A 16781-nucleotide genomic window follows, 5' to 3' on the forward strand; every position below is an offset into this window, starting at 1 on the left:
ATCGGAAAAGGATGGCGGGCGGGACCGTCACGACCCCACCCGCCTGAACGGTCAGGGCAGGGTCACTTCATCGGCAACGGCCTGCTGGACGGTGGCCAGTTCCGGGTCCGACACCAGACCATATTCGGCCAGCGGGCCATCGGGACCAGCAACCTCGTCGGCCACGAAGAACTCGGCAAATTCCTTCAGGCCGGGGATCACGCCGAAATGGTCTTTCTTGACATAGAAGAACAGCGGCCGCGAAACCGGATATTCACCCGAGGCGATGCTTTCGGTCGAGGGCACGACCCCCGACATCGTCGCCACTTTCAGCTTGCTGGTGTTGTTTTCATAGAAGGCCAGGCCAAAGATGCCGATGCCGTTCTTGTCCGAATCCACGCGGGTCAGCGTTTCGTTATAGTCGCCGTCGATATCGACCGACTTGCCGTCGGTGCGGATCGCCAGGCACAGTTCCTCGGCCTTGTCCTCGTCACCGCCATTGGCGGCGGCAAAGGCCTCCATCGCGCCCGATTCCTCGCAGCCGGCCAGAATGACCTTTTCCTCGAACACTTCGCGGGTGCCGTGCTTGGTGCCCGGAATGAAGGCCAGGATCGGCTGTGCGGGCAGATCGGGGTTCACCTCGTTCCAGCTGGTCGTGCTGTTGGCGACGACCTGACCGTCGACGACCTGATTGGCGCCCAGCGCCTTGAACCAGTCGACCGGGGTAAAGGTGAAATCGGGGCCGTTGATGTCGCTGGCAAAGACGATCCCGTCATAGCCGATGCGAACCTCGATGATATTGGCCACGCCATTGGCCTTGCAGGTCTCGATCTCGGCCGGCTTGATCGGGCGGCTGGCATTGGCCACGTCGATGGTGTTCTCGCCCACGCCTTCGCAGAACTGCTTCAGCCCGGCCGAGGAACCGCCACCTTCGACCACGGGGGCAGCCATGCCGGTGTTTTCGGCGAATGCTTCGGCCACGATGGTCGCATAGGGCAGCACGGTCGAGGAACCGGCGACCTGAACGTGGTCGCGCGCGGCAGCAACGCCAGCCGAGGCAGCGATCAGCGCGACCGACGAGATGGCGAGTTTGACGGGTTTCATGGATCTCTCCTGATGTATTCTGGGGGCCAGAATCGGCCTGTCCGTGACCTATTCGTCCGCCGTGACGCTTATGCGAATGTTGCGTGACATTTTCATGACAATCGCTGCACTGCGGCAAAGGCCCCTCGGCTGCTGTCCGAACCGGATCGTTGAATTTGACGACTCGGTTCGGCAGGGTGTAGAACAAATAAAGAACATTCGAATCTGCAAAATGCATGGCCATCCTGTCCTTCCCCGCCGTCAACGCCCCGCCCGCCCCGATTCCGGCGGCGCCTGCGCTGTCGGAAATTTTCCTGCCTCCGGTGCTGGATGCGGGCGGGATGGGCTTTCTGATGGCGCAATTGACGCAAGTCGCGGGGCCGGTCCTCTGGGTGCAGGATCGCCAGACCCGGCGCGAATCGGGGGCGCCCTATCTGCCGGGCCTTGGCGGGCAATCGCTGCTGCTGGTCGAGCTTTCGCGCCCCGCCGATGTGCTGATGGCGCTGGAGGACGGGCTGCGCTGCCCCGCCCTTTCCGCCGTGGTGGGCGAGATCTGGGGCGATCCGGCGGTGCTGGATTTCACCGCCACCCGCCGTCTGGCCGTCCGCAGCGAGGCCGCGGGGATACCCTGCTGGCTGCTGCGCCGGGGCGCGCATCCCAATGCCAGCGCCGCGCGGAACCGGCTGCGGATCGGCACCCTGCCTTCTGCTGCCGATCCCGACGACCCGGCATCCCCCGGCGATCCGCGCTGGCAGGTGGAACTGTTTCGTTGCCGCGCCGCACCCCCCGGCACCTGGGCGGTGCGACATGAGCGCGCGTCGGATCGTCTCGATTTCGCTGACCTCGCTGGCGATCGAGCATTGGTTGAAACAAAACCCGGACTGGCCGGATGACCTGCCCCTTGCGCTGGCCACCGAGGGCACGCATGGGCCGGTGATCCATGACGTGAACCGCGCCGCCCGGCTGGCGGGGGTCACGCGGGGCGCGCGGGCGACCGATATGCGGGCGCTGTGCCCAAGCCTGCGGATCGAGGATGCCATGCCCGATGCCGACCGCGCCGCGCTGGACCGGCTGGTTTTCTGGGCGCGGCGTTGGGGGCCGTTCTCGGCCCGCGATGGCGATGACGGGCTGGTGCTGGATACGACCGGGGCCGACCACCTGTTCGGCGGCGAGGCCGCGATGCTGGCCGATATGCAGGCGCGCTTTGCGCTGGCCGGGCTGACCGCGCGGCTGGCCGTGGCGCCGAACTGGGGCGCGGCATGGGCCTTGGCGCGCTTTGGCCCGGAACGCGCGATCAGCCATGACGGCGCCGATCTGCTGCCCTTGCCGGTGGCGGCGCTGCGGCTGTCGGATGATACGTTGCTGCTGCTGCGCCGTCTGGGGCTGAAGCGCATCGGCGATCTGGCGGCGATCCCGCGCCTGTCGCTGACCCGCCGCTTTCACCGCGCGCCCGCCGGGGATAACCCGCTGATCCGGCTGGATCAGGCAATGGGGCGGCAGGCCGAACCCGTTTCGGCCAAGGACGCGCCCGAGGTGATCCAGTCCCGCGCCGCGCTGGCCGAGCCGGTACAGGACCCGACCGACTGGCTGCCCGGCCTGACCGCTGATCTGTGTGACCAGATGGCCGCCCGCGATCTGGGCTGTCGGCGGCTGATCCTGTCGGTCTTTCGCGTCGATGGCGAGCGGCGCGATATCACCGTCGCCACCGCCGCCCCGTCACGCGAGGCCGCGCATCTGCTGCGTCTTTTCGATGGCCGGCTGGACCGGCTGGACCCCGACTATGGCTTTGACCTGATCACCCTGACGGCGCGCGCGGTCGAGCCTTTGGCCGCCGCCCAGCCCGGCCTCGATGGCCGCGTGGACGAGGCTCTGCACCTGTCGCGGCTGATCGACCGGCTGTCCTCGCGCTTTGGCGCGGGCGCGATCAGCCGCCCCGCGCTGGCCGCCCATCACATCCCCGAACGCGCGCAGACGGGTGGCGCGCTGATCGAGGCCGAGGCCCCGCCGCCGCCCGACATGCCCACTCGTCCCATCCGCCTGCTGACCCCGCCCGAGGAAATCCGCGTCCTCTATGCCATCCCCGAGGGTCCGCCCGCGCAATTCATCTGGCGACGACAGACGCTGCGGGTGGCGCGCTATGCCGGGCCGGAACGGATCGCGCCGGAATGGTGGCACGACCGGCCCGGCACGCGGCTGCGCGACTATTTCCGCATCGAGGACGCGCAGGGGCGGCGGCTGTGGATTTTCCGCGAGGGACTGGCGCATGACGGGCGCGGCGGGCCTCCGCGCTGGTTCCTGCATGGGGTATTCGCCTGATGCCCGATAATGAACGCCCGCGTCCGCGCCTGATCCTTGGCGATGACCTGCCCGCCAATCCCCGCGCCGATTTCGTCGAACTGGGCGTGACCAGCGCCTTTTCCTTCCTGCATGGCGCGAGCCAAGCGGATGAGCTGGTGCTGGCCGCCCATGCACAGGGCCATGACGCCATCGGCATAGCTGACCAGAACAGCCTTGCCGGGGTGGTGCGGCTGCATGTGGCGGCGAAAAAGGCGCGGATGCGGCCGGTGATCGGGGCGCGGATCGTGCTGGCGGATGGCACGGGGTTTCTGGCCTATCCGACCGACCGCGCGGCCTATGGCCGGTTGTCGACGCTGATTTCCAAGGGTCGGATGGCCGATCTGGCGGGCAACTGGCAGGCGAAGGGGGCCTGCGACCTCAGCCTTGACGATCTGGCCGCCCATGCCGAGGGGCTGCAATTGATCTGGCTGCCGGGACCGGATTTATCGGTGCTGCCCGGCCTTGCGGCGCGGCTGCCGGGGTTGCGCCATGTCGCGGCAAGCTGGCTGTATCGCGGCGATGACCGGGCGCGGATCAACCGGCTGGACCGGGCGGCGCGGGCGGCTGGCCTGTCGATCATGGCCACCAATGACGTACATTACCACGCCCCCGACCGCCGCCCGCTTCAGGACATCATGACCTGCATCCGCGAAAAGACCACCATCGCCCGCGCCGGTTTCCTGCTGCATGCCAATGCCGAGCGGCACCTGAAATCCCCTGCCCAGATGGCCGAGCTGTTCGCCGAATGGCCCCATGCCATCCGCGCCACGCGCGAGATCGCCGATGCCTGCGCCTTCTCGCTGGAGGACCTGCGTTATGAATACCCGAACGAGGCCGTGCCCCATGGCCGGACCGCCGATGCGCATCTGGCGGCGCTGACATGGCAGGGCGCGGCCCGGCGCTATCCCGAGGGTGTGCCGGGCGCGGTGCGGGCGACGCTGGAAAAGGAACTGGCGCTGATCGCCAAGAAGAAGATCGCGCAATATTTCCTGACCATCAACGATATCGTCGGCTTCGCGCGGGGCGAGGGCATCCTGTGCCAAGGCCGGGGCTCGGCGGCCAATAGCGCGGTTTGCTACATGCTGGGGATCACCCCGGTCGATCCCTCGAAATTCGACCTGCTGTTCGAACGCTTCATCAGCGAGGACCGCGACGAGCCGCCCGATATCGACGTGGATTTCGAACATGAGCGCCGGGAAGAGGTGATCCAGCACATCTATGACCGCTATGGCCGCCATCGCGCGGGGCTGTGCGCGACGGTGATCCATTACCGCCCCCGCAGCGCCATCCGCGAGGTCGGCAAGGCGATGGGCCTGTCCGAGGATGTGACCAGCGCGCTGGCCAATACCATCTGGGGCAACCGGGGCAGCAGCATGGGCGAGGGCGAGGCCGACCAGGCCGGGCTGGCGCTGGACGATCCGCATCTGGCCCGCACCGTGCGGCTGGCCGAGCAGATGATCGGCATGCCGCGCCATCTGTCGCAGCATGTCGGCGGCTTCATCCTGACCGAGGGGCCGCTGACGGCAACCGTGCCCATCGGCAATGGCGCGATGGCGGACCGCAGCTTCATCGAATGGGACAAGGACGATATCGACGCGCTTCAGATCCTGAAGGTCGATGTGCTGGCGCTTGGGATGCTGACCTGCATCCGCAAATGTTTCGACCTGATCGCGGCGCATCATGGTCAGCGCTGGACCTTGGCATCGGTGCCGCAGGACGACCCGGAAACCTATGACATGCTGTGCCGGGGCGACAGCGTGGGGGTGTTTCAGGTCGAAAGCCGGGCGCAGATGAACATGCTGCCGCGCCTGCAACCGCGCGTCTTCTATGATCTGGTGATCGAGGTCGCCATCGTCCGTCCCGGTCCGATTCAGGGCGATATGGTCCATCCCTATCTGCGGCGCAGGAATGGCGAGGAACCCGAGGATTATCCCAGCCCGGCGCCTCCGCATGACCCGAATGAGCTGCGCAAGATCCTGTCGCGCACCAAGGGCGTGCCGATCTTTCAGGAACAGGCGATGAGGATCGCCATGGTCGCCGCCCAGTTCAATTCGCGCGAGGCGAATGAATTGCGCAAGGCGATGGCCACCTTCCGGTCACGCGGGACCATCGGCGCGCTGGAGGAAAAGATGGTCGAGCGGATGATCCAGCGCGGCTATGACCCCGATTTCGCGCGGCGCTGTTTCGACCAGATCAAGGGCTTTGGCGAATATGGCTTTCCCGAAAGCCACGCGGCGGCATTCGCGCATCTGGTCTATGTCTCGTCCTGGCTGAAGCGCTGGTATCCGGCGGCCTTTGCCGCAGCGCTGCTGAATGCGCAGCCGATGGGGTTCTATGCGCCTGCGCAGATCGTGCGGGATGCGCGCGAACATGGGGTCACGGTGCTGGATGCGGATGTGAACCTGTCGGATTGGGACAATACGTTAGAGCCCTGCGCCGAGGGTCATGACACAACCGCCTGTGCGCAGCACAGGCAGCGCCCGTCCTCATTCGCCTTGCGCCTTGGCCTGCGCCAGATCGACGGGCTGGCCGAGGCCCCGGCCCATCGCATCATGGCCGCGCGTGACACCCCCTTCGCCTCGCTCGATGCGCTGAAAACCGCCGCCCGGCTGGACAGCCGCAGCATCCGCCAGATCGCCGCCGCCGATGCCTGCCGCTCGATGGGTTTGGACCGGCGGGCGGCGCTATGGGACGCCCGCGCGCTGAAGGACGCGCCCGATCTGCCGCTGTTCCGCGACCGCGACGAAGGTGAGGAAACCCCCGTCAACCTGCCCGCCATGCCGCTGTGCGAACATGTCGTGGCCGATTACCAGACCCTGCGCCTGTCGCTGAAATCCCATCCGATGCGGTTTCTGCGCGCCAGTATGACGCGGCAGGGATACACGGCGGCCTCGGATATCGCATCGCGTGGCAATGGCGCGCGGCTGCGCATGGCCGGGATCGTGCTGATCCGCCAGCGGCCCGGCAGCGCCAAGGGCGTCTGCTTCATCACGCTTGAGGACGAGACCGGCGTGGCCAATCTGGTCGTCTGGCCCAAGGTCTTTGCCACCTTCCGCAAGGTGGTGATGACGGCGCGGCTGCTGGATGTCACCGGCTATCTGCAACGCGATCCGAAATCCGGCGTCACCCATCTGGTCGCCACCGCGCTGGCCGACCGCACCGATGCGCTGGCGCGGCTGGCCGATGATGCGATGCGGCCACCGCTGGCCCATGCCGATGAGGTCGCCCGCCCCATCCCCGCCGCCCGCCAGCGCCATCCGCGCGATGTGCAGATCATTCCGAAATCACGCGATTTTCACTAAATCGCTGCCAATAACGGGCGGGCGAACAGCACCAGAAACCCGGCCAGCGCGAACAGGACCGTGCGCCAGATCCGCCGCTCGGCGATCAGCGCGTGGGAAATCAGGCCCGTTCCGATGGCGATCTCACCCGCCGCCAACAGTGCCTGTCCCGGCGTCTCGGCCAGCGCAATCACCTGCGGATTGGCAACCATGCCCAGCGGGATCAGATACAGACCCACGCCCAGCGCCATCGCCGTCAGCGCCACCTTGACCCAGTTTTCACCCACCATCCCGGCGGCGATGAATACCGCGCCCGCAACAGGCGGCGTGATGGTCGACAGAAGCGCGAACCAGAAGACGAACAGATGCGCCTGCAAGGGTGACAACCCCAGTTGCACCAGCGCCGGCCCCGCGACGGACACGCAGATGACATAGGCGGCGGTGGTCGGCACCTCCATCCCCAAGACAAGACAGGCCAGCGCCGTCAACAGAAGCGAGGGCCACAGCATCCCGCCCGATGCCGACAGGATCAGCGAGGTGATCTTGACCCCAAGCCCCGTCACCGCCAGCACGCCGATGATGATGGATGCACACAGGATGATCGCCGCGATCATGGCGACCTGACGGGCAGAGTTCAGCAAAGCCTCTTCCAGCCGCATGCCGGCACGGCGCAGGTCCAGCCGGAAATCGGCGCCGAAAAACAACAGCGCCGTGGCCGCGATGATCGACAGGCAGGCGGCGAATTGCGGGGTATAGCCAAGGCCGAACATGGCCACCATCAGGATGGTGAAGGGGATCAGGAAGAACCCCGAGGTGACGATCACCGCGCGCCGGTCAGGCCGATCCTCGGACGCGATCCCTTTCAGGTCATAGCGCCGGGCATAGGCGTCGATTCCGATCCACACGACCAGAAAATACAGCAAAGCCGGCAGCGTCGCGGCCATCACGATGCCGGTATAGGGCACGCCCGTCAGTTCAACCATGACAAAGGCCCCGGCCCCCATCAGCGGCGGCATGATCTGCCCCCCGGACGAGGCTACGGCCTCGACCGCGGCGGCGATGCGCTTGGGGTATCCAAGCCGCACCATGGCCGGCATGGTTACGGCGCCCGTAGAGGCAACATTGGCCGAGGCTGACCCCGAGATCGACCCGAACAGCGCCGAGGCCAGCACGCTGACCTTGGCCGCCCCGCCGCGCAACCGGCCTGCGGCAGCGGCGGCAAGGTTCATGAAGCCCTGCCCGGCCTCGCCCGCATTCAGCACCGCACCGAAGATGACAAAGATCGACACCACGCCCACCGACACACCGGTCAGCGTGCCCCAGATGCCGCCTTCGGCCAGTGTCAGCGTGCCCATCAGGCTTGGCAGGGGCAGTGGCGCATGACCAAACTCGCCGGGGATATGCTGGCCCCAGAAGGCATAGGCCAGCGCCAGCGCCGCAACGATAGGCAGCGGCCAGCCAATCGCGCGGCGCGCGGCCTCCAGCACGGCGATCAGAAGGACGGCACCGACCGCATATTGAAACGGGGTTTCGACGAAACCGTATTGATCGGCCAGCGCATCGGCATTCCACGCGATCCAGCAGGCAGCGGCGGTGCCAAGCGCGCCCAGAACCCAACCACCGATCCGCAACAGCGGCGGCTGCGGGGCGGCAAAGACAAAGATCCAGGGCAGGATCAGCGCCATATGCAGCGGGCGGGCGACCAGATTTGGCGTCAGGCCATAGAAGATCAGCCCAAGATGAAAGGCGACCAGCAGCGCGGCGGCCGACAGAGCGATAACGCGGCCCGCAGGATTCGCAGCGGCATGATCGGGCGCGGCGGTGTCAACTTGGTCTGGATTCAAGGGGCTGGTTCCTTGCTGCGGTATCGGCGCGCCCGGCCTAAAGGCGGGGGCCGCGCCATGCAAGCGGCCAGCCCGAAAGGACCGGCCGCTGCCTGTTGTCGTGCCCTCTCTTATCCGCCCGTGGCGACGCCGGCCTCGTCATAATACCGTTTGGCGCCCGGATGCAGGGTGCCGATACCGGCGACCTGATCGGGGCTGACGCCCGCCCACCATGCGGCAGTTTCGGCCAGCTTTTCACGGGTTTCCCAGAAATCCTTGGTCAGCTGATAGGCGGTTTCCTCGTCCATCGCCGTGGTGGTAAAGGCCACGACCGGCAGACCGGTGGTTACAATCGCCTCGGTCTGACCGGGATAGGTTTCAGCCGGAATTTCCACCCGCGCCTGGCCGGTCTGTGTGACCTGTTCATCGCTCAGCGACAGGATGCGCACGCCGGTGCCTGCCGCCGCCTCGATGATATTCGGCGCGGGCCAGCTGCTGGCGGAAACAAAGGCGTCGATCTGGCCGTTCTTCAGTGCATCACCGGCATTGGACAGTTCGGCATCGGCGATCTTGACCTTGTCCATCAGCCCGAACAGGTTCAGGTATTTCTCGCCCTCGGTCGCGCTGAAGGTGCCCTTGCCCAGAAGCACGCTTTTGCCTTCCAGCTGGCCCATGTCGGTGCCGCCTTCAGTGCCCGACAGAACGAAATGCATGGTCAGCGAGGGGATCGGGAACAGCGCCCGGATTTCGGCGAATTTGGCATCGCCCTTGCCCTCGAAAGCCGCCGCACCGGCCTGCGCATCGGCCACAAGCGGGGGCGGCGCGGTAAAGATATAATCCCCGCCGCGTGCCCGAACCTCCATCACGTTCTGCACCGAGCCCTGGCTTTCCTCGACCGTCAGGATCAGATTGCCGTCTGACGCGGTCTTGACGGCCTCGGCCAGTTCGACCCCCATCTGGTAATAGGACGTGCCGGTCTTGGCTGATTTATAGGTCAGCTGAGTCTGGGCCTGCGCGGGCAGTGCAAAGGCAAGCGCGGCCAGCGCAGCAGCGGCCATTTGGCGGTGAAATGTCATCATATTCCTCCCTTTATTGGTCTTTGGGCCAGATTTCATAGAAGATGCAGGATGTTCAAGTCTTACTGAACCGACGGGGTCAGTTCAAAAAAGCCGATATCGGCGGCGGCAAAACCGCCGGTCTTGGCAATCTCGTCCATGACCTGCGGCAAAATCCGTTCAGATGCGGCGCCAGTCGAGGCGCCTGTGGCCGCGATCAGCGGATTGCGGCTGGCCAGCGCAACGATCAGTTGCGGGCTGGGTTCGCCAAGCCCCTGCAAGGCAAGGCCGAAGCTGAAGGTGAAACTGCCATCCGCCTGCGCGGTCAGGCGCGACGACAGGTCATGCAGCCCGCCATCGGCTGCCACCAGAAACAGCCAGATCGTACGGCCCTGCGCGTCACGCACGCGGCCGGCGACGGTGCCGCCTTCTGACAGGCTGGCGGCATCCAGCGACATCACGGGCGGACGCTCGGCCCGGCCTTGCAGCCTGCGGACGAAATCGACAGCCGTGCATTGTTCGGGGGTGACACGGCTGGCGATCAGTTCCGGCCGGGCCGAGAAACGGCTGCCATAGGCATCAAGCAGCGGGCCATAGTCGATCTCGCGGTCGGCCAATGCGGCCAGCTTGCCGGCATCCATCCCCGACACCGTCCGCTGCACCTGTGCGCAGGCCCCAAGGTCGAATTCCGCCAGAAATCCCTCGCGCGTGGTCAGGTCGCGGGGCGGCAGCATCGGACCATCGCCTGCCCCGTCACCCTGCCCCGAGGCGGTGATCACCGGCGGGGACGGCGGCGCCTGCTTGCCGCCAAAGACCGCCCAGCCCCCCAGACCCAGCAACAGCAACGCCACCCCTGCGGCGGCGATGGGCATCCATCTGGGCATCGCCTTCAGCGGCGTCCTTCGGCTCGGCTCGGCGGTCGGGTCGGGCATCGCGGGGACCGGGCCGAAGGGGCTGTCCGAGGTATGCTCGACCCCATGGGTCGAGGTCGCCTGCCCCAATGAGCCCGTCACCAACCGGCCAGAGGCTGCGGACTCTTGCCCCCAAAGCGGCATGCGATAGCGCAGCGGGATGCGGGTCGGATCCTCGACCATATCCGCCACATCCCGCATCGAGGCGGGCCGCGCCTTTGGGTCGGGTTCCAACATGTATTGAAGCAGCGGAAAGATCTCGTGCGGCAGGCCGGTCAGGTCGGGGATCCCGCGCCGGGCCTCGACCGCCTCGACCGCAGATCCGCCCATGTCCAGCGCCTTGCCGCGCAAGACCGCCGCCACCATCAGCGCCATGCCATAGATATCGGCGGCGGGGCCGATCTCGCCACCGTAATGGCCCAGCTGCTCGGGCGAGACATATTTGAACTTGCCGGCAAAGCGGCCAGCCAGCGTGCCCTCGCCGAAATCAACGGCGCGGGCAATGCCAAAGTCGATCAGCACCGCGTCCTCGATCCGATTGGCGCGCAGCATCACATTGTCGGGCGACAGGTCGCGATGGGTCACGCCGCGGGTATGGGCCTTGCCCAGACCATGCGCCAGCCGCCCCATCAGATGCAGCGCCGAATCAGGCCGGACCGGACCGAAACTATCGACCTGGTCCCACAGCGTATTGCCGTTGATATATTCCATGATCAGGCAGTAACGGCCCAGCCCCTGATCCAGAACAAAGTTGTGGTATCGCACGATGGCGCTGTCATTCAGCTGGCCCAGAATCCGGGCCTCGCGCTTGAACAGCTGGACGATTCCGTCATCGCTGGCCAGGCTGGGCAGCACGATCTTGACCGCCACCGGATCGCCGGTGAACACGTTCTCGGCCTTGTAGACCTCGCCCATGCCGCCCGCCGACAGCATCCGCTGGATGCGGTAGTTGTTGTTGATAAGAACGCCGGTTTCCACCACGCGATTGGCCGGAGACCCGCCCGGCGGCGGAATCCCAAGCGACCCGTCCGGGATCGAGCCGCCGTCGTCGCGGTCCAGCGGCGAGGGGGCGGGCCTGGGCAGGTCGGACAGTCGCGTGCGGTCATCGGCAGGGGGCGGATCGGACAGTCGCGTGCGATCGTCGGCCGGCGGGCTGGACGACGAGTTCCGCGTCGGGCTCCCTTTCTCGTCACCCTTGTCGCGCTTGCCAGTCAATGCTGATGCACCTCATGGTACCGAGGCAGACAGCGTACGACGATGCAGCTGACATTGTCACGCGCACCGCGACGCAGCGTCTCGTCGATCAGGCGGTCGACCATCTGTTGCGCGCCCAGATGGCGGTCTGCCAGCAGCTCGGCCAGTTCCTCATCCAGCAGATGTTCGGTCAGGCCGTCGCTGCACAAAAGGAACACATCCTCGTCACGCACGCTGCCAGTGACGGTTTCGTAATTCGGCCCCTCATGGATGCCGATGGCACGGGTGATCACGTTTTTGCGCGGCCAGTTGCGCGCCTCTTCCTCGGTCAGCGCGCCTGATGCCAGCAGCTCCTGCGCCTCGCTGTGGTCGATCGTCAGCCGCGACAGGCGGCCATTGCGCATCAGATAGATGCGGCTGTCGCCCGCCCACATGCAGACAAAGCCCGCCTCGTAGATCAACAGCGAAACGACCGTGGCGCCGACGGTGACATGGCCGATCTCGGCCGCGTAGGACAGGATGCGGTTATGCGCCCGGTCCAGCCGTTCCGACACGCGCGCGCGCTGGTCCTGGGCCGATACCGGCACGCCGACGCTTTCGATCTCGCCGGTGATGATGCCGCTGGCCACATCGCCAGCCTGATGGCCGCCCATGCCGTCTGCCACGACCCAGACCCCGGCCGAGGGCAGGCTGAGATAGCTGTCCTCGTTATGCTCGCGCAGGCAGCCGGTATCACTTCCAGCCCCCGTGTCGAACAGGAACAGATCAGTTTCGCCCGGCATTCCCACCCTCTTCCTTCGGTACGATCTGCGGGCGCGGCGCCCGCTGTTTTGCCGCGGTCAGCGTATCGGCATGTACACCGGCCAGCAGCCAGGCCATCTCGCCCGCCTGAGGCAACCCGTCACAGGCCAGAACCGCACTGGCCCGACCCTCGCTGGCCGCCACCCACCAATAGCTTCGTGCGCCAACCGCCCGCACCCGGTCGGTCGCATCCAGCTGGGTCAGCAGATCGGCCACGTCCAGCGCCGGATTGGCCGCCCAGAAGGTCGCCGACACCGCCGGATCGACCATTGCCACCCCCCCGGTCCGCGCCGCCAGCCGCGCCTGCAAATCATCGGCCGAGCGCATTTCGGCGGCCATCTCGGCCTCGGCTGCCCGGTAAAAGCGCTGATCCGACTGGACGATGGGCGGCGAGCCCGCCGTCTCGGCCACGGCAATCAGCGGATAGCGCCGGCCGACCTTGTCGCGACTGGCGCGCGCCACGCCATGCAGATGCGGGCCGCCCCAGATCGCCCCGCCGATCCAGAACCGGATCGGCAGCGATGCATCCCAGACAGGTTCCCACCTGTCGCCCAGCCAGTCGCGGGTTTCCGACAGAAGCCCCGTCCACCACGGCACCATATGGCTTTCAGCCAGCACCGGCAGCCCGGCCGAAATGAAATCGCCGAAAGCGGGATGCTTGCCATAGATGCCGGGTGATGCCATCGCCTCTCCTGCTGCCCCGACCTATTCCAGGCTTTGCGGGCATTCGAACTGCCGCAATTCCCGCATTGTAAACGGATTCTTCACCGCGTTGATGGTGAAATCATAGGTGATCGAGCGACCGCCCACCACAAATGTCGCCCGCAGCGTATCGCCCTTCTGGCTGCCGGAACTGGCGGCATCCAGAAACTGCATGAAGGTCCAGGCGCTGCCTTCGAACCGCATCTGCGAGGGCTGGTTCAGCGCCGGGCTGAGTTGCAGCACCGTGGCCTTGCCCGTGCCGGGCCAGGTAATCGTCTGCGGCAGCGAGCCGACGACCGTGGGGATGATCGCGTCATTGATCGACAGCATCGCACTTTCGACGGTGGGATGGGCATCGACCTGGGTGACGGTGATGTCGACATTCGGCTCGGTTCCGCCACCGGCGAAAAACGCCTGCTTGATGATCTCGGCGCGCTGGAACTGCGCCAAGGCGGCAACCGACATGCGGCTGGCAAGCGGCTTGTCCTGGCGATAGCGCAACCCCTCGGGGCTGCGTTCGACATAGGCCTCCAGATATTCGGTATAGAACCGTTCCATATCGCCACCCGGCCCGAAGAAGCGCGCGAAATTGTCGATCGACAGGCTGCGGGAGGAATCGGTGAAGGGATAGGCCGAGGTGATGTTCTCGCGGCAGAAAAAGGTGATCCGGTCGGACAGCGCCCGGTTCATCTGTTCCAGGCTGGCATCGCTGGCATCCTGCTGGAAATCGCCTTCGGCCTCGTTCACCAGCCCGGCCAATTGCTGCGGCAGCTGACTGTTATACTGCGTCAGGCTGTTTAACAGCGAGGGCAGGACGGCAGCCGACTGATCTGGGCTTTGTTCGGCAAGCCGCAGGTTCTGCCAGACCGCACCCAGATTACCCAACAGCGTGTCGATGGGACGCTTGCCCACCTCGCCCCGCAGGATCTCGTGCCAGTTCTCGAAATCCTCGGCGATCAGCTCGATCGGGCGCGTGGCGCTTTCGGTCTGACCGCCGTTGCCACCCGCAAGGCCGCCCAACGCGCTGTTCTGCGTCTTGGCGCCGCTGGCCGCCGCATCCAGCAGGATACGCTGCACGCCCGAGGACCGGCTGCGGATGCGATCGGCAACGGCATTGCCCACCTGCGCCCCGGCGGCGCCGGCCGCATCGCCGCCCCCGTTCATCGCGGCGACGGCGTCGGCGTCGATCCCTTCAAATTCGCGCGTCAGGCGCGTTTCGGCATCAACCGCCTTGACCAGCGCCAGCACCGGCGAGGCGCTGGCCGACACGGCGGCCTCCAGCACCTGATAGCGCGGCTTGTCGGCCGACAGGTTGGTCAGCGCCAGATTGTTCAGCACCTGATCCCAGGCCGCCTTGAACTCGCGCCGATAGCGTTCCATCAGGTCGCGGTCCAGCCGGTTCAGCCGGTCCTCGATTTCGGCGCGGTTGGCCAGGTCGCCCAGCACCCACTGGTCATCGCGCAGTTTCTGTCCGACCTCTTCCAGGCCCGGATAGAAATAGGACCAGAAGCCCTCATAGGTATACATCGCCGGCACGATCATGGTCGACAGTTCCGACCCGTCGCGGCTGGCAAAGACCATATCGCCATTCGGCTCGGTCGCGCGGATCAGCGACCAGTCGGGCAGGCCCGATGCCGCGATGCCGTCTTGCAGGATGGCATAGGCCTGTTCGTCCACCGGCAATTGCGCGATGGCCTGACGCGCAGCATCGACGGTGGCCTGGTCGATATCGACCAGCAGGTTGCGGTCATTGTCCATCACCAGCATCGAGGCCAGATGCTGATCCAGCTGCCCGCGCATGTCGACACCGGCGCGATCGACATAGATCTGCCGCCAGCGCTGATCGAACCAGGACCGGATGGCATCGTCATCGGTCTTTTCGCCCTGCCCGCCCAACAGCAGATAGACCTTCAGCGCGCGATAGATCTCGGTTGTTTCGCCGTCGCGGATGATCTGCGGGATCTGCTGTTCCAGATCCAGGATCATGCGCGGCCGCATCATCCGCTCCATCGCGTCGGAATAGGCATCCTCGGCGGCCGAGGCCACGCGGTCACGTTGCGACAGGCCGAACCGTTCCCAGACCGTGCGCTGCCCGAAACCCGCAGGAATACCCCGCAGATCGTTCAGCAGCGGCAGGATCGGCGTCAGATCGGGATCCGTGATCACCTGACGCTGCAATTCCTGCGACACGGCGGTCGCATAGGTGGCGGTCTGGGCCTCGGCGGTGCTGACCAGCCGGGCGTTCTTCCAATAGCTGATGCCAAAGCCACCCAGCAGCCCCACCGTCACCGCCGCAATCGACCCGAAGGCCAGCCCACGCAGGATCATCGACCGGCGCACCGCCTTTTCATCCAGGCTGACCCAGCCCTGTTCGGCAAAGATCACCCGGCGCAGCAGATCATGGATGAAATAGCTTTTGCCCTTGCCCGACATGAAGGACGGCTGGAAGGTCACCCCGCCGCCGGCCTTGTTCATCGCGCCCAGCACCTGATCAATCGGCGTGCCTTCCTGCGTGCCGGATGTGAAATAGAAGCCGCGCAGAATGGCATTGGTCTTGTAGCGCGTGGGCTCAAAAACCCGGCGCAGGAAATCGGTCACATTGTCGCGCAACAGCGCCATCTGGCCCGGCAGGCCAAAGATGGCGATGCGCGAGATGCCATCGGGTTCCTCTGACAGGCGGTCCACAACCTCGTCCGACAGGCGCGCGACCAGCTTGTCGAACTCGCCCGGCACGGCCTCGATGGTGATGGCCTTGCGATCCTCGGTCTGGAAGGTCGCACCCCAGACCAGCTTGCGCCGGCTGAGGCTGAAGGACGCGAAATATTCCCGGAACCCGGCAATCAAGTCGGCCTTGGTGAACATCACATAGACCGGGAAATCGACCTTCAGCACCTCGTGCACCTCGGACAGGCGCTTGCGCACGGTTTCGGCATGCTGGGACAGGGTCGCGGGATCTTCGGTCATCATGTCCTCGACCGAGAAGGACAGGATCACGCCGTTGATCGGCTGGTTCGGCCGGGATTTCTTCAGCAGCTCAAGGAAAGCGTCCCAGCTGGCCTTGTCGGCCTCGGCATCGCTGTCCTGCGTGGTGTATCGCCCGGCGGTGTCGATCAGAACCGCATCCTCGGCGAACCAGAAATCGGCATAGCGCGTGCCGCCGAAACCGGAAATCGCCTCGGCCTGAGACAGCGGGAACTCGATCCCCGAATTGGCCAGCGCGGTGGTCTTGCCGGCGCCGGGAGGGCCGATGATCACATACCAGGGCAGGTCATACAGATAGGACGCCCCACCCGATTTCTTCAGCGTGGCCAGCGCCTGTTCCATCCGTTCGGCCAGTTCCTTGCCGTCGCCCTTGGGAACTTCGGGGACCAGCGCGGCCTCGATCTCGCGGGCGGCGCGGACGCGGCGGCGCCAGCGGATGAACCAGACAAGGAAGAAGATACCCCAGACCACACCAATCACGGTCAGGCGGAACCAGATCGTGCTGCCAAGGCCCCAGCCGGTCATCGGCAGGCCGATCCAGACCGCCACGGCGAACAGGATCAGCCCCAGAATCGTCAGCGGCACGCGCAGCCAGGGCTGGTTGCGCAGGCGAATGCGGGGCACGGGAATGAT

General features: G+C 65.9%; 10 protein-coding genes. 3 read left to right on the plus strand and 7 right to left on the minus strand.

Features of this window, described 5'->3' with window-relative positions:
• Nucleotides 1-51 precede the first annotated feature (51 nt).
• On the minus strand, nt 52-1083 hold the full coding sequence (locus FNJ84_RS02745; RefSeq protein ID WP_143791371.1) for a substrate-binding domain-containing protein: 1032 nt from the start codon (nt 1081-1083) through the stop codon (nt 52-54).
• Between the two features lie 215 nt (nt 1084-1298).
• Here FNJ84_RS02745 and FNJ84_RS02750 point away from each other — a divergent pair, with 215 nt between their 5' ends.
• Genes FNJ84_RS02750 through FNJ84_RS02760 form a run of 3 tightly spaced genes read left to right on the plus strand, consistent with a single transcriptional unit; the run spans nt 1299 to nt 6701 of the window.
• Nucleotides 1299-1955: an ImuA family protein gene (locus tag FNJ84_RS02750; RefSeq protein ID WP_143791372.1), complete on the plus strand. Its 657-nt coding sequence runs from the start codon at nt 1299-1301 to the stop codon at nt 1953-1955.
• Entirely contained in the window at nt 1870-3378 is a 1509-nt protein-coding gene (locus FNJ84_RS02755) for a DNA polymerase Y family protein (RefSeq protein WP_143791373.1), read from the plus strand. The genes FNJ84_RS02750 and FNJ84_RS02755 overlap by 86 nt, the downstream gene beginning before the upstream one ends.
• Complete coding sequence (locus FNJ84_RS02760) at nt 3378-6701, plus strand: error-prone DNA polymerase (protein ID WP_143791374.1); 3324 nt, start codon at nt 3378-3380, stop codon at nt 6699-6701. The genes FNJ84_RS02755 and FNJ84_RS02760 overlap by 1 nt, the downstream gene beginning before the upstream one ends.
• On the opposite strand, the gene FNJ84_RS02765 is transcribed toward FNJ84_RS02760, so the two are convergent.
• From FNJ84_RS02765 to tssM, 6 genes are all read right to left on the minus strand, one after another.
• Nucleotides 6698-8524, minus strand: a complete 1827-nt coding sequence (locus FNJ84_RS02765; RefSeq protein WP_363323822.1) for a TRAP transporter fused permease subunit — start codon at nt 8522-8524, stop codon at nt 6698-6700. The genes FNJ84_RS02760 and FNJ84_RS02765 overlap by 4 nt on opposite strands.
• A gap of 110 nt (nt 8525-8634) precedes the next feature.
• A complete protein-coding gene (locus tag FNJ84_RS02770) occupies nt 8635-9579 on the minus strand; it encodes a TAXI family TRAP transporter solute-binding subunit (RefSeq protein ID WP_143791490.1) in 945 nt (314 codons plus the stop codon).
• A 62-nt stretch (nt 9580-9641) separates the two neighbouring features.
• The gene (locus tag FNJ84_RS02775; RefSeq protein ID WP_143791375.1) at nt 9642-11684 is read right to left on the minus strand and encodes a serine/threonine-protein kinase; all 2043 of its coding nucleotides are present in this window, start codon (nt 11682-11684) and stop codon (nt 9642-9644) included.
• Nucleotides 11681-12445: a PP2C family serine/threonine-protein phosphatase gene (locus FNJ84_RS02780; protein ID WP_143791376.1), complete on the minus strand. Its 765-nt coding sequence runs from the start codon at nt 12443-12445 to the stop codon at nt 11681-11683. The genes FNJ84_RS02775 and FNJ84_RS02780 overlap by 4 nt, the downstream gene beginning before the upstream one ends.
• Nucleotides 12429-13148: a type VI secretion system-associated protein TagF gene (gene tagF, locus FNJ84_RS02785; protein ID WP_143791377.1), complete on the minus strand. Its 720-nt coding sequence runs from the start codon at nt 13146-13148 to the stop codon at nt 12429-12431. The genes FNJ84_RS02780 and tagF overlap by 17 nt, the downstream gene beginning before the upstream one ends.
• A 21-nt stretch (nt 13149-13169) precedes the next feature.
• Nucleotides 13170-16772 (minus strand): type VI secretion system membrane subunit TssM, encoded by a 3603-nt coding sequence (gene tssM / locus FNJ84_RS02790; protein ID WP_255471011.1) that lies wholly within the window; start codon nt 16770-16772, stop codon nt 13170-13172.
• Nucleotides 16773-16781 lie beyond the last annotated feature (9 nt).

The sequence above is a fragment of the Paracoccus sp. M683 genome (genome assembly GCF_007096355.1).
GTDB lineage: Bacteria > Pseudomonadota > Alphaproteobacteria > Rhodobacterales > Rhodobacteraceae > Paracoccus.